At 71.1% G+C, this 19767-nt stretch carries 16 protein-coding genes and 1 pseudogene; 11 read left to right on the top strand and 6 right to left on the bottom strand.

Features of this window, described 5'->3' with window-relative positions; translation table 11 throughout:
* Positions 1-91 precede the first annotated feature (91 nt).
* Genes KVT44_RS12710 through KVT44_RS12720 form a run of 3 tightly spaced genes read left to right on the top strand, consistent with a single transcriptional unit; the run spans position 92 to position 3095 of the window.
* Entirely contained in the window at positions 92-1480 is a 1389-nt protein-coding gene (locus KVT44_RS12710; RefSeq protein ID WP_099925867.1) for a cytochrome ubiquinol oxidase subunit I, read from the top strand.
* Complete coding sequence (locus KVT44_RS12715; RefSeq protein ID WP_217567122.1) at positions 1477-2526, top strand: cytochrome d ubiquinol oxidase subunit II; 1050 nt, start codon at positions 1477-1479, stop codon at positions 2524-2526. The genes KVT44_RS12710 and KVT44_RS12715 overlap by 4 nt, the downstream gene beginning before the upstream one ends.
* Positions 2523-3095, top strand: a complete 573-nt coding sequence (locus KVT44_RS12720) for a gluconokinase (protein WP_217567123.1) — start codon at positions 2523-2525, stop codon at positions 3093-3095. Before KVT44_RS12715 ends, KVT44_RS12720 begins: the two co-directional genes overlap by 4 nt.
* A 62-nt stretch (positions 3096-3157) precedes the next feature.
* On the opposite strand, the gene KVT44_RS12725 is transcribed toward KVT44_RS12720, so the two are convergent.
* Positions 3158-3592 carry a DUF6325 family protein gene (locus tag KVT44_RS12725; protein ID WP_217567204.1) on the bottom strand — a complete coding sequence of 145 codons (435 nt, stop codon included), beginning with the start codon at positions 3590-3592 and terminating at the stop codon, positions 3158-3160.
* Positions 3593-3779: 187 nt separating this feature from the next.
* Here KVT44_RS12725 and KVT44_RS12730 point away from each other — a divergent pair, with 187 nt between their 5' ends.
* The gene (locus KVT44_RS12730) at positions 3780-5183 is read left to right on the top strand and encodes a hypothetical protein (protein WP_254649291.1); all 1404 of its coding nucleotides are present in this window, start codon (positions 3780-3782) and stop codon (positions 5181-5183) included.
* On the opposite strand, the pseudogene KVT44_RS12735 reads toward KVT44_RS12730, so the two are convergent.
* Positions 5167-6129 (bottom strand): annotated as a pseudogene (locus tag KVT44_RS12735) (DUF389 domain-containing protein). The gene KVT44_RS12730 and the pseudogene KVT44_RS12735 sit on opposite strands and share 17 nt — an antisense overlap.
* Before the next feature lie 129 nt (positions 6130-6258).
* Here KVT44_RS12735 and KVT44_RS12740 point away from each other — a divergent pair.
* Entirely contained in the window at positions 6259-7191 is a 933-nt protein-coding gene (locus KVT44_RS12740) for a cyclase family protein (protein ID WP_217567124.1), read from the top strand.
* Between the two features lie 129 nt (positions 7192-7320).
* Here the strand turns inward: KVT44_RS12740 and KVT44_RS12745 are convergent, their stop codons facing one another.
* Positions 7321-7965 (bottom strand): GAP family protein, encoded by a 645-nt coding sequence (locus tag KVT44_RS12745; protein ID WP_099924244.1) that lies wholly within the window; start codon positions 7963-7965, stop codon positions 7321-7323.
* 239 nt (positions 7966-8204) lie between these two features.
* Here KVT44_RS12745 and KVT44_RS12750 point away from each other — a divergent pair, with 239 nt between their 5' ends.
* From KVT44_RS12750 to KVT44_RS12765, 4 genes are all read left to right on the top strand, one after another.
* A complete protein-coding gene (locus tag KVT44_RS12750) occupies positions 8205-9098 on the top strand; it encodes a YhjD/YihY/BrkB family envelope integrity protein (protein ID WP_254649292.1) in 894 nt (297 codons plus the stop codon).
* 83 nt (positions 9099-9181) lie between these two features.
* Positions 9182-10774, top strand: coding sequence for a GMC oxidoreductase (locus KVT44_RS12755; RefSeq protein WP_217567126.1), 1593 nt, complete (start codon positions 9182-9184; stop codon positions 10772-10774).
* Positions 10771-12189: a DUF2252 domain-containing protein gene (locus KVT44_RS12760; RefSeq protein ID WP_217567127.1), complete on the top strand. Its 1419-nt coding sequence runs from the start codon at positions 10771-10773 to the stop codon at positions 12187-12189. Before KVT44_RS12755 ends, KVT44_RS12760 begins: the two co-directional genes overlap by 4 nt.
* A 22-nt stretch (positions 12190-12211) precedes the next feature.
* Entirely contained in the window at positions 12212-14044 is a 1833-nt protein-coding gene (locus KVT44_RS12765; protein WP_217567128.1) for a glycoside hydrolase family 15 protein, read from the top strand.
* Here the strand turns inward: KVT44_RS12765 and KVT44_RS12770 are convergent.
* The 3 genes from KVT44_RS12770 to KVT44_RS57995 all read right to left on the bottom strand — a co-directional run bounded on the left by KVT44_RS12770 (position 13995) and on the right by KVT44_RS57995 (position 17327).
* Positions 13995-15299, bottom strand: a complete 1305-nt coding sequence (locus KVT44_RS12770) for a chloride channel protein (protein WP_217567129.1) — start codon at positions 15297-15299, stop codon at positions 13995-13997. The two genes, KVT44_RS12765 and KVT44_RS12770, sit on opposite strands and share 50 nt — an antisense overlap.
* 241 nt (positions 15300-15540) lie before the next feature.
* The gene (locus tag KVT44_RS12775; protein ID WP_217567130.1) at positions 15541-16656 is read right to left on the bottom strand and encodes a GNAT family N-acetyltransferase; all 1116 of its coding nucleotides are present in this window, start codon (positions 16654-16656) and stop codon (positions 15541-15543) included.
* Positions 16657-16928: 272 nt separating this feature from the next.
* Entirely contained in the window at positions 16929-17327 is a 399-nt protein-coding gene (locus KVT44_RS57995; protein ID WP_308313981.1) for an acyl-CoA reductase, read from the bottom strand.
* Between the two features lie 49 nt (positions 17328-17376).
* On the opposite strand from KVT44_RS57995, the gene KVT44_RS12790 reads away from it, so the two are divergent.
* Both KVT44_RS12790 and KVT44_RS12795 read left to right on the top strand, forming a co-directional pair.
* Positions 17377-18546 carry an MFS transporter gene (locus KVT44_RS12790; RefSeq protein WP_308313982.1) on the top strand — a complete coding sequence of 390 codons (1170 nt, stop codon included), beginning with the start codon at positions 17377-17379 and terminating at the stop codon, positions 18544-18546.
* A gap of 402 nt (positions 18547-18948) precedes the next feature.
* The gene (locus tag KVT44_RS12795) at positions 18949-19692 is read left to right on the top strand and encodes a maleylpyruvate isomerase family mycothiol-dependent enzyme (RefSeq protein ID WP_190169304.1); all 744 of its coding nucleotides are present in this window, start codon (positions 18949-18951) and stop codon (positions 19690-19692) included.
* Positions 19693-19767: the final 75 nt, after the last annotated feature.

Raw genomic sequence — 19767 nt, forward strand, 5'->3', positions numbered from 1 at the left:
ATACCGTACGAACCACCGAGGTCATGTGAACAGCGCAGTCGAGCACGTTCTCGCGGACGGCCCACCACAACTCCTCCCGGCCCGGGAGCTGATGGCCTTCACCCTGGCCTCCCACATCCTGCTCGTACCGTTCGGCGTGGCGCTGCCCGCCATCACGCTCCTCATGCACTACCGCGGACTGCGCAAGGGCGACGCCGTCGCCCTGCTGCTCGCACGGCGCTGGTCGGCGGTCATGGCCGTCCAGTTCGCGATCGGCATCGTGACGGGCACCGTGCTCTCCTTCGAGTTCGGTCTGCTGTGGCCGGGGATGATGGGCCGGTGGGGCGATGTCTTCGGCCTCGGCTTCGGGATCGAGGCCTGGGCGTTCTTCCTCGAGGCGATCCTCATCGCCATCTACCTGTACGGCTGGCGCAGGCTCAAGCCGTGGACGCACTTCTGGCTCGGCCTGCCGCTGCCGCTGGCCGCCCTGATGGGTGCGTTCGGCATCGTGGCCGCGAACGCCTGGATGAACACCCCGCGCGGCTTCACTCTCAACGCCTCCGGCAAGCCGGTGAACGTCAATGTGCGGCAGGCGGTCTTCACACCGATGTTCGGCCCCGAGTACTGGCACTTCGTGGTCGGCGTCGTCCTGACCGCCGGATATGTCGTCGCCGGGGTGTACGCGGTCGGCCTGCTGCGCGGCCGCCGGGACCGCTACCACCGGCTCGGCTTCACCTTGCCGTTCACCGTCGCCGCGATCCTCACCCCCGTGCAGTTCGTGCTCGGGGACTCCATCGCCCGCTCCGTCTTCCACAAGCAGCCCGTGAAGTTCGCGGCCACCGAGCTGGTGTGGAAGACCGACACCCATGTACCGGAGTACCTCTTCGGGCGTCTGCACGCCGACGGGTCGGTCTCCGGCGGGATCAAGATCCCCCAACTGGACTCGATCCTCGCCGGATTCAGACCGGCCACCGAGGTGACCGGACTGACATCGGTCCCGGCGAGCGACCGCCCGACGGTGATCCAGGCCACCATCGCCCACTGGGCGTTCGACATCATGGTGACCGTCGGAAGCCTGCTCGTGCTGCTCGCGCTCTGGTACGGCTGGTGCCGGCTGCGGCGTCGTGAACTGCCCCGGTCGCCCTGGTTCCTGCGGTGTGCCGCCCTCGCCGGCGCCGCCTGTCTGCTGACCGTGGAGTGCGGCTGGATCACGACCGAGGTGGGCCGGCAGCCCTGGATCGTCTACCAGAACATGCGGGTCTCGGAGGCGGTCACGGGCACCCGCGCCGCGTCCCTGTGGACGATGTTCGGCATCGTCGTGGTGGTCTACGTCCTCGCTTTCGGTTCCTTCCTGACCGTCCTCGTGAAGATGAGCCACCGCTGGCGGCTGGCCGACGAGGGCGCGCCCGCGGGTGCCGCCGCCGAGGACCTGGAGGGCGACACTCCCTACGGGCCCCGCCCGTTGTCGACCACCGCGAGCGGGGACAGAGGAGACGAATGATCGAGGACGTCGTCGCCTGGGTGCTGCTGGTAGCGGTGGCCGCCTACGCGTGTGCCGGTGGCACGGACTACGGTGCCGGATTCTGGGACCTCGTCGCGGGCGGCGCCGAACGCGGCAAGCGCCCGAGGTGGCTCATCGACCACGCCATGGAACCCGTGTGGGAGACCAACAACGTCTGGCTCATCTTCGTCCTGGTCATCATGTGGACCGGGTTCCCGGTCCTGTTCCAGACGGTCTTCTCCGCCATGTGGCTCCCGCTGGCACTCGCGGCCGTGGGACTCGTCCTGCGCGGTGCCGGCTTCGCCCTGCGCAAGCCCACGCGGCGCCTCGCCCGGCGCAGGGTCTACGGCGCCGTCTTCGCCGTCTCCTCGCTGCTGACCCCCTTCTTCCTCGGCGCGGCGGTCGGGGGCATCGCCACGGGCCGGGTGGCTCCCGGCACACAGGCGTCCGCCGACGCCTGGTCCAACGGGACCTCCGTGATCGCCGGGCTGCTCACCGTCGCCGCGACCGCCTTCCTCGGGGCGGTGTTCCTGACCGCCGACGCCCGCCGCTTCGACGCCCCCGACCTCGTCGGCTACTTCCGGCTGCGGGCCTGGTGCACTCTCGTCGTCCTCGCCGTGCTGGCGATCGTCGGCCTCGCCGTGACCCACGACGACGCGCCCTACGTCCACGACGGGCTGACCGGCGGAGTCGGTCTCGTCCTCGTGCTCATCGCCGTCGTCAGTGCGTTGGCCACCGCCTGGCTGCTGTCCCGCGTCGCGACGGGATGGGCGAGGGTCACCGCGATCGGCAGCGTGGCCCTCGTCGTCGTGGCCTGGGGACTGGCCCAGCGGCCCTACCTCATCCCCACCTCACTGACCGTGTCCCAGGCGGCCGGCGCGTCGACGACGCTGCGCTGGCTGATGCTGGTCACGGTCATCGCGGTGGTGCTCGTGGGGCCGCCGCTCGTCCTGCTCTACCGACTGGACACCCGCGGGGCCCTCCAGCCCCTCACCGAGGCGGACCTTCGGCAGACGGCACCAGGCCGGGAACCCGAGAACCCGTGACCGGGGCCGGGGGCAGCGCCGGAGGCGGCGAAGGGGACGGGAAAAGGCCCCCGATCATAGTGGTCCTCGGCGTGTCGGGATCCGGGAAGACCACCTTCGGCCGAGCGGTCGCCGTGGACCTCGGCCTGGCGTACGTCGAGGGCGACGACTTCCATCCCGCGGCGAACATCGCGAAGATGACCGCGGGCCACGCCCTGGACGACGCCGACCGCGCGCCCTGGCTGCGTGCCCTCTCCGACCGCATCCGTCGCTCCGCCGAGGCCCGCGAGGGACTGGTCGTCGCCTGTTCGGCCCTCAAGCGCGCCTATCGCGACGAGTTCCGGGAGGCCGGGGGGCCGGCGTTGCGGTACCTGTACCTCGCCCTGGACCGGGCGACGGCCCGGGACCGTGTGTCCCGGCGCACCGGCCACTTCATGCCCGCCCGGCTGGTCGACTCGCAGTTCGAGACGCTGGAGCCGCTGGAGCGGGACGAGCCGGGCATGACCCTGGATGCCACGGCCGGCCTGCCGGTGAATCTCGCCCGGGTGCGGGCCGCCGTCGAGCGCTGCGCCGGGCACCCGGGCCCCTGACGGATCAGGCACTCACGAGTACGGCGCCGATGCCTCCCGAACGCGCGGGCGGCGGCCGTGTGCTACTCCGTCGCGTCCAGCGCGGCCAGCACGGCGGGCACCGGGATGCGCCCGGAGGCGACCAGTTGCGCACCGCCGCGGCGCAGGGCGGTGGCGAAGGGAGCGGCCCACAGGTTCTCGTAGACCAGGATTCCGGCCGAGTTGCCGGGCTCCAGGGCGCTGCCCGCTTCTTCGATGTCGTCCTCGCCCAGCAGGCCGGAGGAGGCGCCCTCGAAGACGGCGAGGTCGAGGGCTCCGTCACCGGTGAAGTCGGCGATCTCCATGCCGACCACGGATCCGTCCTCCTCCTTCCTGACAAACATCAGATCGAGGATCCGGATGACGCCGCGGTCCACCAGGTCGACCAGCAGGGGAAGGCCTTCGCCGGTCATGCGGTTGCCGGGAAACTCGACAACTATATAGTCGATTGGGCCCATTTCGGCGAATTCGTCGCTCATGGCGGAATCGCTCACGGCTTCACCCCTGGGTGGTCATGGAGTTTCCCCTGTCCCCGAATGCCCGCGCATCGACGGGGCCGGAATTCCATTGCAGCATCGGACGGAAGGCGCCGCACCTCGGTGCGGTGTTCACCCGCCGGGCCGGTTCCGGGTCGCGGGATCGGATCCGTACGCCTCTGCTGTAACCATGACGAGCAGCCCGCCTCCACCGGACCCGGACCGGAAGCCCCCAGAACCGTCCGGCGAGCAGCGGCTCTCGGCGCGGGAGCGCGACGAGCTGGACGAGCTGCGGCACCGGGTGAGCGCTCTGGAGACCGGGGGGCCATCGGGGACCGCGCGGCACCACTGGCTCCGCTCGACGGGTTCGGTCCTGCTGATTCTCCTCGCCTCGCTGCTGTCGCTGCTGGCCGTCGTCGCGGTCTGGGCGAACAGCATCGTCCGGGACACGGACCGCTATGTCGCCACCGTGGGGCCGCTGGCGAGCGATCCGGATGTGCAGAAGGCGGTCACCAACCGGGTCACCACCGCCGTCCTGGCGCAGATCGACGTGGACGCACTGGTCAAGGATCTGGAGCGGGCGGCGTCGGAGAAGGGTGCCCCGCCGAGGGCGGCCAAGCTGCTCGGCGATCTGAGCGGCCCGATCACCAGCGGTCTGAAGAGTCTGGTCGGCGACACCGTGCAGCGGGTGGTCTCCAGCAAGGCCTTCGACACCGTCTGGGTGGACGCGAACCGCCGGGCCCACCGCGCGCTGGACAAGGCCCTCACGGGCAACGCCACCGGTGCGGTGTCCGCCAAGAACGGTCAGGTCACCATCGACGTGGCGCCGATCGTGGCCCAGGTCAAGGACCGGCTGGTCGGCGCCGGCTTCAAGCCGGCCGCTCGGATCCCGGCCGTCCACACGGACTTCGTGGTGTTCGCGTCGAAGGACGTCGGCAAGATCAAGACGTATCTGCGGGTGCTGGACATCATCGGCGGCTGGCTCCCCGTCATCGCCGTACTGATCGCCGCCGCGGGCGTGTATCTGGCCACCGACCGTCGCCGGGCCCTGATCGGGGCCGCGCTCGGGGTGTTCGCCGCCATGGTCGTGCTCGGCATCGTCCTGACCGTCGCGCGGGCGGTCTATCTCGACCATCTGCCCGTCGGGACGTCCGAGGACGCCGCCGCCACGGTGTTCGACTCCCTGGTCAGGTTCCTGCGCGCCGGTGTTCGCGCGGTCGGAGCGCTCGCGCTCGTGACGGCCGCCGGCGCCTTCCTCGTCGGGCCGTCCAGGATCGCCGTCCTGATCCGTACGGGCAGTCGCAGGGGCATCGGCGCCCTGCGCGACGTCGCCGCGTCGGCGGGGCTCCCGCTGGGTCCGGTCGGCCGGTTCGTGCACCGCTTCAAGCGGTGGATCGGCGCCGCGATCCTGGCGGTCGCCGCGATCGTGCTGTTCGCCTGGAACTACCCGACCACATGGGTCGTGGTGTGGACCGTGGTGATCGTGCTGGTCGCCTTCGCGATCCGCGAGTTCCTGGACACCGGCGCCCCCTCGGCCGCGAACACTTCGACGCCGTCTCCTCCGGCGCCGTCCGCCCCTACGCCGTCCGCCTGACCTCGCGCCGGTGCCGGCGTTCGCCCACCCGCCGCCAGATCGCCCGCTGGCACTTGAGCGTGCCGGTCCCGACCACGATCAGTACGACGATGTTGAGCAGGAGTTGGAGCAGCGACCCCCAGGCCTCGTCCCAGCTGGCGAACGCGCACGAGACCCCGATGTCGGCCCCGGCCGGAATGGTGGTCACCGAGATGAAGACGCCGAGGAGTGCGCTGGTCCGGGCCTCGGCCAGCGAGACGATGCCCACGACGCCGGCCAGCACCGCCACCACGGCCGAGAAGAAGTTGGGGGTGTTGATCAGATTCGAGACGGGCCTGACACCCAGTTCGAAGGCCCTCGGCTGAAGCCCGAAGCCCGGACGAGCAGCGAGAAGAGGAAGGTCGCGGCGACGGCCGGCACGAAGCCCAGGAGCAGGGCCATCAGGCCCTGCCGGATTCTCGGCCGGGGAGCCGTGGTCGATCGCGAGGGCGACGCTGGTGATGGCCCCGTACTCGGGTCCGACCACCATGGCCGCGACGATGAGGATCTGGGAGTTGGTGATGATGCCGACCGCGCCGATGAGCCCGGCGACGACCAGGAAGAGGTAGAAGCTCGGGGGGTATCTGCCCTCGGCCCGGATCCGCGCCTCCACCTGTGCCCACACCGGTGCGCGCGGCGTGGCCCCGAGCCGCTGGGCCCCGGTCCTCGCGGCGTGTTCCGAGAACACCGTGTCCACCGGATCGAGGACGATGGAGCCGTGGCGCTCAAGACCCAGGTCCCGCAGACCGCGCAGTACGTCGTTCGCGGCTCCCGTCAGGACGTCGCACTCGATGGCGTCACCGTCGGGGTTGCGTACGCTGCCCGTCTGGAGAACCACGTTCAAGGCGCACGGCTCGTCGCCCAGCAGGGCCATGGTGCGTCGCGTGAGATCCGGCGGGCACACCGCGCGGACATGAATCATGTCCATCCGGACCTCCACGTTTCGGTGCGGTGCGCCGGCTCGTGACGTGGACAGGTCGCTCCTTCATTAACGCGGTGGGGCCTGCCCCCGGCAACTCGGCGTGCCGGAATCCGGCTTCTGTCGGAGGCTGGTGACATGCCGATGCCCGACGAGCTGAGCGAGGCCGAGTTCCGGTCGCTCTACCGCCGACTGCGCGGCATGGCCTCCGGCGGTGGCAGGCGCCGGGGCGCCCTGGACACGATCACCGCGGAACAGGTGCTGGCGGCCGTCCGCGAGGTGCGGTCGGGACATACGGTGTCGCTCGCCGCCCCCGTGGAGACCCGTGTCGAACCCGACGACGCCGATCCGGCCGAGCACCGGCTCACCGCTCCGGCCGACGGCGAACCGGCTCCGAAGGGCCTGGACTTCGCGCGGGACCGCTTCGCCATGAACGTTCACGGCGATGTGGACAGTCACCTCGACGCGCTGTGCCATGTCATCTACGACGGCACGCTGCACGGCGGCATACCGGCGGCGGACGCGCTGTCACCGGAGGGCGCGAGCGTCCTGTCCGTCGAGCTGGCCCGCGACGGCATCGTCGGACGTGGCGTCCTCCTCGACATACCCCGGGTGCACGGCCTCTCCTGGCTCGAGCCCGGATCGAACGTGACCGCCGAGGATCTGAGCGCCGCCGAGACCCGGCAGGGGCTACGGGTCGGCCGCGGCGACATCCTGCTCGTACGGGTCGGACACCGCCGGCGCCGCGAGGAGCTGGGCCCCTGGGACGTGGCCGCCGCCCGTGCCGGACTGCATCCGACCGCGATGGAGTTCGTGGCCGACCGGGAGGTGGCGGTGCTCGGCAGCGACGGCAACAACGACACGGCCCCGAGCGCGGTGCGAGGGGTCGCGTTCCCGGTGCATGTGCTCGCCGTCCACGCCATGGGACTGCATCTGCTCGACTATCTGCGGTTCGAGGACCTCGCGCCGATCTGCGCGCGGGAAGGCCGCTGGTCGTTCCTGTGCGTGATCGCCCCGCTCCGGCTGCCCGCGGCCACCGGCTCGCCCGTCAATCCCCTGGCGATCCTGTGACGACGGTCGTCACCCGGCGGTCCCGTAGTGGCCGGCGCTCGCCCTGACGGTGCCGTGATGGTCGCCGTCACCCGGGCGGTGCGGTGATGGCCGGTCAGGGTCAGGCGGTGCGGTGATGGCCGGTCAAGGTCAGGCGGTCAGCTGGTAGATGCTCTTGCCCACCAGCCACAGCCCCAGCAGCAGGCACACCGTCACGATCGCCTCGTCCTGATGGCCCTCCAACCACGTCCGCAGCCGCCCGAGCCGGACGCGGGACGAGTCGGGGGCGAAGGTCGCGTAGACCTCCATGGCCAGCAGGCTGGAGCTGGCCAGCAGGCAGTAGCCCAGCAACGCCGCGTACGAGGCGGCGTGGGAGAGGTCCGCCTCCACCACGGTGGCGGCACCGGCGGCCACCAGCCCCCAGGGCTGGAGGAACAGCGCCAGCCCGGCCGCCGTCCACGGGGAGATCCGGTCGAGCCGGGACATCATCCCGGATGACTTGCGCCGCCTGCCCCTTCTGCGGCGGGTGCGCTCCCCGTACCAGACGAGGCCGACGCCGATGGCCAGTTTGGCGGCCAGGGCGGCCGTGGAGGGCGCCGACTTGGGCGGCGGCGGTTTCCCGCCGGTCATCAGCAGCACCACGGCGATGATCGCGACGAAACTGGCCAGCCAGGTGAGGACGAAGGCCAGCCCGTTCCAGATCCCGCCCCGCGTGGACAGCACCAGCACGAACGCGGTGACCGAGAAGGGGTTCACGGCGATCGCCAGACCGATGAGGACCAGGTCAAGGACCATCGCTGCCCCCGTACGGCCGCGCGAGGCTCGGGGCGGCGCCGGATGCGCGCATGGCCCCATCGTCACCGCTCCCGCCCGCACCCACAATTCAGCGGTGCCGTCCGGAACTCCTCGGGCGACCTCTCCCCCGTACGGCGCAACGGCGCTCGCGCCGCAGGCGGGCGGCCGCCCGGGACGGCACCCTGGTGGCGTGGTCACGCCTCGGGGCGTGGAGCCCAGTCCGGACCCGGGGAGCGGAATTGCGCGCAGGCAGAGGATCCGGCCCGCCCGCCGACGGCGGGGCGGGCCGCCTGCGCGGGCGGGCCGCGGAACTGGGGGCGCGGCTGCGGCGGCTGCGCGCCGGCGCCGAGGAACGCTTCCCGGTGATCACCCGCCTCAGCTCGCACCTGATCGCCGTGAACCTGCTGGACTCCGCGACCCGGCTGGCGGCCCAGGTGTTCCTGACCGCCGTTCCACTGCTCTTCGTGGTCGCGTCCTTCGCCCCGCAGTCGGTGCGCAAGGAGATCGTCTCCTCTCTGCACGACGTCTTCGGTATCAACGGCTCCTCCGAACAGGAGTTGAAGAAGGTCTTCGAGGCCAATCCCGCGAACCTTCAGCAGGGCGCCGGAGTGGTCAGTTCGCTGATGGTGCTGCTCTCCGCCACGGCGTGCAGCCGGGCGATGCAGCGCCTGTGCCAACGCGCCTGGCGGCTGCCGGGTGCGAGCGCACGGATCGCCGCCTGGAGATGGCTCGTGTGGATCGCGGCCTGGCTGGTCATCCTCGCCCTGCAGGGACCGCTGCGCACCGGGTTCGGCGTGGGGGCGTGGCTGGGCGTGCCGCTCCTGCTGGTCGCCCAGGTGGGCGTCTGGTGGTGGACCCAGCACCTGCTGCTGGCCGCGCGCGTCCCCTGGCTGCCCCTGCTGCCCGGTGCGCTCCTGACCGGGGTGGCCATGACCACACTGTCGGTGGTCGCCAAGCTGTACATGCCCAGCGCGCTCAACCGCAGCCTGGACCGCTACGGGTCTCTAGGGGCGGTCTTCACGGTGTTGTCATGGCTGATCGGGCTCTGTGTCGTCATCGCCGCCGGGATCACCGCCGGGGCGGTGATCGCACGGGAACCCGCCGTGTCCCGGCACCTCGGCTCACCCGAATAGTCCAACTCGCCGCAAATATCCCCCAGGGATACCTTGGGCTTTGGGGCAGATGCCCGCGGTGGGCAGTGGGGACGGTGGCCTGCATGACCGACGCACAGCACTACGACGCCATCGTGGTCGGCACCGGTGCGGGCGGTGGCACGATCGCCCACCGGCTGGCGCCCACCGGGAAGCGGATCCTCCTTCTCGAACGCGGGGACTATCTTCCTCGTGAACGCGACAACTGGGATTCCACCGCCGTCTTCGTCAAAGGGAAATACCGCGCGCCGGAATTCTGGTTCGACAAACACGGAAACCAGTTCCCGCCCGAGGTCAATTACTACGTGGGCGGCAACACCAAGTTCTACGGCGCCGCGCTCTTCCGTATGCGCCCCGAGGACTTAGGCGAACTCCGCCACCACGACGGCATCTCCCCCGCCTGGCCACTGAGCTACGAGGAACTCGAGCCGTACTACACCCAGGCCGAGCATCTCTACCTGGTCCACGGCCAGCACGGCGAGGACCCGACCGAGGGTCCCACCAGCGCCCAGTACGCGTATCCGCCGGTCCAGCACGAGCCGCGCATCCAGCAGCTCAGCCATGATCTGGAGAAGCAGGGGCTGCATCCCTTCCACCTCCCGATCGGGGTGAACCTCACCCAGGACGACCGGGGCCGGGCCACCCACACCAGCGCCTGCATCCGCTGCGACCGTGTCGACGGCTTCCCCTGCCTGGTCGGCGCGAAGTCCGACGCACAGGTCATCTGTGTCGACCCCGCCCTGGAACACGACAACGTCGAGATGGTCACCCACGCGGACGTGCGGCGCCTGGAGACGGACGCGACCGGCCGCAGCGTCACCTCGGTCGTCGCGACGGTCGGGAACGGGGGCGGCGAGGGCTCGACCGTGGAGTTCAGCGCGGACATCGTGGTCGTCGCCTGCGGCGCCGTCAACTCCGCCGTCCTGCTGCTGCGTTCGGCGAACGACCGGCATCCGCGGGGGCTGGCCAACAGCTCGGACGTCGTGGGCCGGCACTACATGCGGCACAACAACCTCGCCCTGATGGCCGTGTCCAAGGAACCGAACGACACCAGGTTCCAGAAGACGCTGGCCCTGCACGACTGGTACCTGGGATCCGACGACTGGGAGTATCCCCTCGGCGGCATCCAGATGCTCGGCAAGTCCGACTCCGAACAGATCCACGGCGAGGCGCCCCGCTGGGCCGGGGCCGTCTGTCCCGACATGCCCTTCGAGGTACTGGCCCACCACGCGGTCGACTTCTGGCTGTGCGGAGAGGACCTGCCCACCCCCGACAACCGCGTCACGCTGGACCGGGACGGCGGCATCCACCTGGCCCTCGACGAGAAGAACAACATCGCCGGACTGAACCACCTGCGGCACAAACTGCAGGGCATGCTCGGCCACTTGGGCATGCACGAACACCATCTCCTGTCGCGGAGCATCTACCTGCACAAGGGCATGCCTATCGGCGCCACGGCGCATCAGGCGGGCACCGTCCGCTTCGGCCGCGACCCCGCCGACTCCGCCCTCGACGTGGACTGCAAGGCCCACGACCTCGACAACCTGTACGTCGTCGACACGAGCTTCTTCCCGAGCATCGGAGCGGTCAATCCGTCGCTGACGGCCATCGCCAACGCCCTGCGTGTCGGTGATCGCATCGCGGACCGACTGCGATGACCTCGCACCACCGGGCCGGCGGCGTCGTCGCGCACCGCACACCCCGCGAGCGTGCCGAGACCGGCAAGGCCGCCCGGGCCGCCGTACCCCGCTCCAGTCACGCCGAGTTCGCTCCCGCTCAGAAGCGGCCCGACCCCGTGGACGTCATCGAGGCGCAGTCCGCGACCCGGGTGCCCGAGCTCGTACCGATCCGCTACGGGAGGATGATCGAGTCACCGTTCCGCTTCTATCGGGGGGCCGCCGCCATCATGGCCGGGGACCTCGCCGACACTCCCCGCAGCGGGATCACGACGCAGGTGTGCGGCGACGCGCACCTGCTGAACTTCCGGCTGCTGGCCTCGCCCGAGCGCCGCATGATGTTCGACATCAACGACTTCGACGAGACGCTGCCCGGCCCGTGGGAGTGGGACGTCAAGCGGTTGTGCACGAGTTTCGTCATCGCAGGCCGGGCGAACGGCTTCAGCGCCAAGGAGCGGGCCGGCGTCGTGCGGTCGACGGTGCGGTCGTACCGCGAGTGGCAGCGGCGCTTCGCCGCGCTGGGCAATCTCCCCGTGTGGTACGCCCGGTTCGACGAGGACTGGGTGCGCACTCACGTCATCCAGGAGGTGAGCGCGCGGGCCCGCGAGCGCTGGTCGCGGTCGGTGGCGAAGGCACGCACCCGCGACAGCCTCCAGGCCTTCGACAAGCTGACCCACGTCGTCGACGGGAGGGTCCGCATCGCTCCGGATCCCCCGCTGGTCACACCGCTCCAGGACCTGCTTCCGGACGTCGAACGCGAGGCGTTGGAGGAGCGGATCCGCCGGATGATCGAACGGTACGGTCAGAGCCTCCCGTCGGACCGGCGGTTGCTGCTGGAGCAGTACCGGCTGGTCGACATGGCCCGCAAGGTGGTCGGGGTCGGCAGCGTGGGCACCCGCTGCTGGATCATTCTGCTGCTCGGCCGCGACGACCAGGATCCGCTGCTCCTGCAGGCCAAGGAGGCCGACGAGTCGGTACTCGCGCCGTTCGCCGGGGCGAGCGGTTGCGTGACGCAGGGCGAGCGCGTGGTCCGGGGTCAGCGGCTCATGCAGGCCACCAGCGACATCTTCCTCGGCTGGGCTCGGGCCGATGGCATCGACGGCGGCCGACGGGACTTCTATGTACGGCAGTTGCGGGACTGGAAGGGCATCGCCGAGCCCGAGTCGATGGTGCCGGACGGGATGCGGGCCTTCGGTGAGCTGTGCGGTGCCACGCTGGCCCGCGCGCACGCGAGGTCGGGGGACCGGATCGCCATCGCCGCCTACCTGGGCGGGGGTGAGGTCTTCGACCGGGCGCTGGTGACGTTCGCCGAGCGCTATGCCGACCAGAACGAGCAGGACCACCGGGCACTCGTCGACGCCGTCCGTTCCGGGCGGGTCAAGGCGGAAACCGCCTGACACGCCTGACAAGGAGAGCAACATGGATCGCTATCCGCCCATCGCCGACCACGGGCTCGTCGGGGACCTTCAGACCACGGCTCTGGTCTCGTCCCAGGGAGTGATCGACTGGTTCGCGGCACCGCGCTTCGACTCACCGAGCATCTTCGCCGCGCTGCTCGACCACGACGGCGGCGGCTACTTCCTCCTCGCGCCCGAACACCCCGAAGGCACCTGGAGACAGCTCTACTACCCGGACACCGCCATCGTGGTGACCCGCTTCATGTCGCCCGACGGAGTCGGCGAGATCGTCGACCACATGCCGGTCCAGCCGGGCCCGACACCGACCGACCGGCACAGCCTGGTGCGGGTCGTCCGCTCGGTGCGCGGCACCGTGCGCTTCACACTCGAATGCCGGCCGCGGTTCGACTACGCGCGAGCCGCCCACGAGCTCGACCTGACGCACGACAGGCCGCTGCAGGAGACGGCGACGTTCCGGGCTCCCGGGACGACCGCCTACCTCCAGGGCAGCATCCCGCTCGAACGGGACGGGCAGGACGTCCGTGGGGCCATCACCCTCAACGCCGGGGAGACGGCGGCCGTGGTGTTCACCGTCTGCGCGCCGGACGGGGAGGCGCCACCGCCCCCCACCGTCGAAGGGATCACCGAAGATCTCTGGGAGAACGTCGACTTCTGGCAGAAGTGGGTGCGCACCTCGCGCTACCACGGCCGCTGGACGGACATGGTGCACCGCTCCGCGATCACCCTCAAGCTCCTCACGTACGCTCCCACGGGCGCCCCGGTCGCCGCCGCCACCATGGGACTGCCCGAGCAGGTCGGCGGCGAGCGCAACTGGGACTACCGCTACACCTGGGTGCGGGACGGCTCCCTCTCGGTGCGGGCCCTGCTCGACCTCGGCTTCGTGGAGGAGGCCACCCGCTTCACCCGCTGGCTGGGCGACCGCCTGGGCGCCCGCGAGGGCCCCGACGACGAACCCCTCCAGATCATGTACCGGGTCGACGGCGACCCCCATCTGACGGAGGAGATCCTGCAGCACTTCGAGGGCTACCGCGGCTCCTACCCGGTCCGGGCCGGCAACGCCGCCTCTGACCAACTGCAGCTCGACATCTACGGCGAGGCCCTCTACGCCCTGGCCGAGGGCCGCGAGGTCGGCGAACAGACGGGCTACCACGGCTGGAAGGGGCTCGCCGCCACCCTCGACTGGCTCGCCGACTCCTGGGACCGGCCCGACGAGGGCATCTGGGAGACCCGGGGCGGACGCAAGGACTTCACCTACAGCCGGGTGATGTGCTGGGCCGCGTTCGACCGCGGCCTGAAACTGGCGCGCGACTTCAGCAGACCGGCCGACACCGTGCGCTGGACCCGGGCCCGGGACGCGATCCTCGAACAGGTCATGGAGCGCGGCTGGAACGAGAAGGAGCAGGCCCTCGTCCAGTACTACGGCGGCGACGTCCTGGACGCCTCCCTGCTGCTCGTCCCCCGGGTCGGATTCCTGGCCCCCCGCAGCCCCGGCTGGCTCAACACCCTCGACGCCATGGACCGCGTCCTCGTCTCCGACAGCCTGGTCTACCGCTACGACCCCGGGGCCTCGCCCGACGGACTGCGCGGCTCCGAAGGAACCTTCAGTCTGTGCACCTTCCTGTACGTCGACGCCCTCGCCCGCGCGGGGCGCCTCCCCCAGGCCCGCTATGCCTTCGAGAAGATGCAGACGTACGCGAACCACGTCGGCCTGTTCGCCGAGGAGATCGGTCCCAGCGGGGAGCAACTGGGCAACTTCCCGCAGGCCTTCACCCATCTTTCGCTGATCATGGCCGCGACGACGCTGGACGAGGCGCTCGACGCGCTCCATCACTGAACACCGGGATTCCCGGCCCCTGCGACAGCAGTTCGGTGGTCACGAAGGACACCACTGCGGCGAGCACGATCACCGGCACCGTGCCCGAGTTGCCCACCATCAGCACGACCAGCACCACACAGCTGACCGGCAGCCGGAGCGCGGCGGCGGACGAGGCCGCCATGCCCGCCGCCACGCCCGGCACGACGCCGAGCCCCGGCAGCGGCGCGAGCAGGGCGCCCGTCGCGCCGCCCAGGAACAGCGCGGGGAACACCGGACCGCCGCGCAGGCTGCCCAGGCAGAGCGCGTACGCGACGCCCTTGAACACCAGGACCGCCACCAGGCTGCCGACCGACCAGGCGTGCGGGTCGGTGGCGAGCTGCCCCAGGATGGACTGGCCCGACAGGGCGACGTCGGACGGCGAACGGCCGGTGAGGACCGCGTAGAGCGCCGCGCAGACGGCCGCGCCGATTGCGCAGAGCACCGTGTTGCGCAACGGATGCGCGACCACCAGGCGCGCCGCGATCCGCCCGCCCACGATGATCAAGTGGATGGCCGCCCCGATGACGACCGCCATGAGCACCGACCACACCACGTCCCCGGCGTCGAGAACGGAGGGCGCGGGCAGTCCGATCTCCAGGCTCCCGGTCTTCAGTCCGGTCCAGTGTCCGAAGCCGGTGAACACGATGGCGCCGATTCCGCCGGCCAGCAGGACGGGGAGCATCACCGCGAACAGCTGCGGCCCGCCCACTCCGGACACCTCCATCAGGAGCACGGCCGCCACCAGCGGACTTCCGAAGATCACGGAGATGGCCGACGCGGCGCCCGCGGCACCGAGCAACGCCGTGTTCGCCTCGGTCGCGGGAACGCGTACGAGATCCCGGAACATCAGCGCCAGACCGCCGCCCAGGGCGATCAGGGGCGCCTCGGGCCCGAGCACGGCTCCCAGCGGCAGACTCGCCAGCGCGGCGAGGACCACACCGGGAACGGCGGCCTTCGACGTACCTCCGGGCTGCAGGCCCCCCGCCGGGACGTGTCCGCCCCGGCCGGGAAACCGCAGGACGACCAGGGCGACGACCGCACCCGACACCAGAGCCGGCGGCAACGGCCACCACCACGGCGGATTCGACCACCCGAGATGGTGCGGCCAGTCCACCCAGATCAGACGTTCCAGCTCGTGCAGCAGAACGAGGAACCAGAACGCGACCAACGACACCGGGATCCCGATCAGGCCGCAGAACACCAACGTCCACCGGTACGCGGGCTGCCGCAGCATGTCCCTCAGCTGCTCGGCCTCGCGGGGCTGATCTCCCGGGGCGGGCTCCGCCTGTACGGGCTTCGGTTCGGTGATGGGTCTTCTCCTGGGTCCGCTCGCAGCGATGCCGCCGGTCGGAGCGCGAGATTACCCACCACGTGGCCCATGCCACTCCAAGCCACGCGACACCACCCGGAAACCCTCCGGGTGGACGCGCCCCACCGATGCCGCACGGCCCCCGGACCGTCGGTGGAGAAGCCGCTCAGCGGGCGCGGGGGCCCGCCGCGCCGGAGTCCGGCCGGCCCGAAGTACGCAGCGTGCCGACCGTCTTCAGCAGCCGGTCGGCCGGATCCCGCAGCCTGGGATGGGCCAGGACCGTGTTGCGCAGGCCCCGCACCGGCCTGCGCCAGAGCCGGTGCGCCGTGGCCATCGGGTGGGGACGGGTCGCGAACCCTTCGCCCACGCGCAGCTCCCGGGTCTTGAGCCAGTCCTTCCACTCCTTGTCGCCACGGCCCAGGTCCATGAGCCGCACGCCCTCCCGCCCTGCGGCCTCGGCCATCCGGAGGTGCATGATCAACCCGGGCGAGTAGTAGCGGAGTTCGGGGTCGTACGCGGTGAACCAGGCCGCGAACAGCGTGCGCGAGGTCGGTCCGAAGTGTGCGGCCACCGGCCGGTCACCCGCGTACACCACGGACAGCACGCCGTTGAAGTGCTCCTCACGGACCCGGAAGAGATGGTCCACCAGGTCCACGATCCAGGGCCGCGCGAACCGGTCCATCCGTCCCGTCCTGCGGTACTGGGCGGACTTCCAGCGCATGAGGGTACGCAGCACCCGCGGGTCGCGCTCGTCGTAGACGAACCGCATCTCGCCCAGGTCGCGTCCCAGGCGGCGTTCCTTCTTCAGCGTCGTCTTGGCCAGTCCCGGGTAGGCGCCGCGCAGCCACTCGGCATAGGTGCCCTCGCCGACCTTCAGGTCTATCGCCGGTGAGGCGAACGTCCCGGTGACATGTCTGCCGAAGGGTCTCTGCTCCTCGACGAGGTGGTCGAACTCGAAGACGGACAGCCCACAGGCCCGCAGCAGTTCCTGCGTGTCCCAGGTGACCCCGGGGCGGTGCACCAGGGCCTGACAGTCGGAGAGACCGAGACCGATGGCCCGGCCGACGCCCAGGGAGTTGCGCTCGTAAGGGAAGAAGCCGACGGGCTCCCCTCTCTCGTGGAGGACCGCCACGTGCGCCCCGCCTCGGTACCTGTCGATCCCCGCCGCGAACTCCGGGGCCAGGAACGGGTTGGCGTAGTCGGGCGACTCGTCCATCACCCGATGCCAGGCCAGGAGGAGCGAACTGCCCAGCTCCTCCGGTCTGTGGATCGTGATCTCCACCTCAGATCAACCGCCCTTCCGCGGGCTCCGCGAGGGACGTACCGTTCGCAGCGCGGACCCCTAAGGCGTGAGGATCGTTGTTCATCGATCGCACGGCCGACCGCCCCCCATTCCCCCATGACGCGTCTCGAACTGTTCCGCGAGGCTCAAACGTCGCGAATCAGTACGCAAGCTGTCAAGGGTGTCTGTCGTAACGGAAGAGTGGGAATTGGCTTGCCCGGACCCGAACGGGCCGTCGGCGCTCGGATCCCGACAGCGGATCGGAGGGCGATTCACTCGTCGTTCACCCAGCGCATGAGGCGCCGCAGGGGGTGGAAGCCGTCGTGGGAGAGGCCCGGTGGCATACCGCCGGCCCGGCCGAGCGACACCACGCGCCGCACCCCGGCGCAGGTGAGGGCGTCGCGCGGTTCCGCCTTGCGCGTCTCCGGGGAGACGCCGACGCTCTGCGACACGAGGAAGTGGCCGCCGTGATCGTCGGCGGTGGTTCGCAGCGCCGCGGCGTCGGAGCCGCCGTCCGGCTCGCTGAGCCCGACGGCGAGGCGGTGGCGCCCGGTCATGACGTGCTCGCGGATGAAGTCGCGCTGGACCTCGTCGCCCCAGCGGAACCCCGTGATCCCGCCGCGGTCACCGGCTCGACGCGACAGGCTCCTTGCCCCACCCCCGCCCGCCACCTACGCTGACTTTGTGCCGCTAATAAACAAAGCCCGGTCGCACAGTGCCGTGCGGGGCCCCGACGACCTCACCCGCCTGCGTGGCGCCATCACCGCCTTCTTCGCCCTCGACGGCTTCGTCTTCGCGGGCTGGGTCGTGCGCATCCCGGCCATCAAGGAGCAGACCGGCGCCTCGGTGAGCGCCCTGGGGCTAGCGCTGCTCGGCGTCTCGGCCGGGGCGGTGATCACGATGACACTCACCGGCCGACTGTGCCGCCGCTTCGGCAGCCATCCGGTGACCGTCGTCTGCGGCATCCTGCTGGCGCTGAGCGTGGCCCTGCCCCCGCTGACGCACTCGGCGGTCGCGCTGGGGCTGGTCCTGCTCGTGTTCGGAGCGGCGTACGGCGGTATCAACGTCGCCATGAACAGCGCCGCCGTCGACCTGGTGGCCGCGCTGCGGCGGCCTGTCATGCCGAGCTTCCACGCGGCGTTCAGCCTGGGCGGCATGATCGGCGCGGGGCTCGGCGCACTGGTGGCGGGTTCCTTGTCCCCCACCCGGCACCTGCTCGCGCTCACCGTGATCGGCCTGCTGGTGACCGCCCTCGCCGGACGCACCCTGCTGAGCCACGAGCCTCCGGCGCCCCCGGAGCGCGGACAATCGCCGGAGGAGCGGACCCCGCGTCGCCTCGACGCACGCACCCGGGGGCTGGTGTTCGTCTTCGGCCTGATCGCCCTGTGCACCGCGTACGGCGAGGGTGCCCTGGCCGACTGGGGAGCCCTCCACCTGGAACAGGATCTGCGGGCCCACCCGGGCGTCGCGGCCGCCGGCTACTCCTGCTTCGCGCTCGCCATGACCATCGGCCGGGCCGGCGGTACGACGCTGCTGGAACGGCTGGGCCGCACACGGACGTTGGTGGGAGGCGGCGCCACGGCCGCCACCGGCATGCTGCTCGGCGCGCTCGCCCCCTCCGTGTGGGCGGCCCTGCTCGGCTTCGCGATCACAGGGCTCGGACTCGCCAACATCTTCCCCGTCGCCGTCGAACGCGCGGGCTCCCTCGCCGGCCCCGGCGGTGTCGCCATCGCCTCGACGCTCGGCTACGGCGGCATGCTCCTGGGCCCACCCGCGATCGGGTTCATGGCCGACTGGTTCTCGTTGCCCGTCGCCCTCACCAGCGTGACGGTGCTGGCGGCGCTGGCCGCGCTCATCGGGTTCGGGACGCGCCGGGCGGCCGTGAGCTGACGGCACGTCGCCCCTGGTCCTGTCGGATGCGCCGCGGACCGTGCGGGCGTGCTCCACCTCACAGCGGGCGACGGGGCCGCGCGGGAACAACTCAAGGGGGTCGGCCGTTGATCCGTACGTGGCTGCGGAGGGGACAGTGTCCCCGGGTCTCACCTACAGCCCATGGGGACGATCGTCCGGCTGAAGCCCCATGGAGCGTTCCGCCGCGAGGCGACCGCCCTCCGCCGGCCACGACATACGGCCCCGGCTGGTCTCCCCCGTCCAGCCGGGGCTTCTCCTTGCCCGCCGCCGGTAACGACAGCGTCCGGGTCGGCCCACCGTGCCGTCGGCAGTGATCCCCGTCAGGTGACGCGATACGCGCCCGCGGCCCCCGGAGCCCACTCCGTCCGGCACACTCGCCGCATGGAGATTCCGGAGTTCGTGGAGACCCTGGACGAGGAGGGCCGGTCGCTCGCCGCGGCGGCCGAGCAGGCGGGGCCCGACGCCAAAGTGGCGACCTGCCCGGGGTGGCAGGTGCGGGATCTGGTGCGGCACACGGGCATGGTGCACCGGTGGGCGACGGCGTTCGTCGCCGAGGGGTACGCCGCGTACCACCCGGACGGCGGCCTGCCCGAACTGGACGGCGCCGAACTGCTGGCCTGGTTCAGGGACGGCCACCGCCGCCTGGTCGACACGCTCGCGGCCGCTCCGCCCGACCTGTCCTGCTGGAGCTTTCTGCCCGCGCCCTCGCCGCTCGCCTTCTGGGCACGGCGGCAGGCGCACGAGACGACCATCCACCGGGTCGACGCGCAGTCGGCGCTCGGCGAGACGCCGGACACGGTGACGCGGGGCTTCGCGGTGGACGGGATCGACGAGTTGCTGCGCGGCTTCCACGGACGCCCGAGGAGCCAGGTGCGTTCCCGAACGCCCCGTGTGCTGCGGGTGCGCGCCACCGACGTGGACGCGGTGTGGACCGTACGGCTGTCGCCCGAGCCGCCGGTCAGCGAGTGGGGCGTGGCGGCGGGCGGAGACGTCGACTGCGAGCTGGCGGGGCCCGCGGCACGGCTCTATCTGGCGCTGTGGAACCGGCTGCCGTTCCCGGACTTGACCGGTGACACCTCGCTCGCCGCGCTGTGGCGGGAGAAGTCCGGCATCACCTGGGGCTGAGACACCGGGGCCCGACCGGGTCGGTCCGGGTCGGTCCGCGTGCGATTGCCTCCGACCTGCGGTCCGCGTGTGGCG

This window comes from Streptomyces sp. GbtcB7 (assembly GCF_019091445.1).
Classification (GTDB): domain Bacteria; phylum Actinomycetota; class Actinomycetes; order Streptomycetales; family Streptomycetaceae; genus Streptomyces; species Streptomyces mirabilis.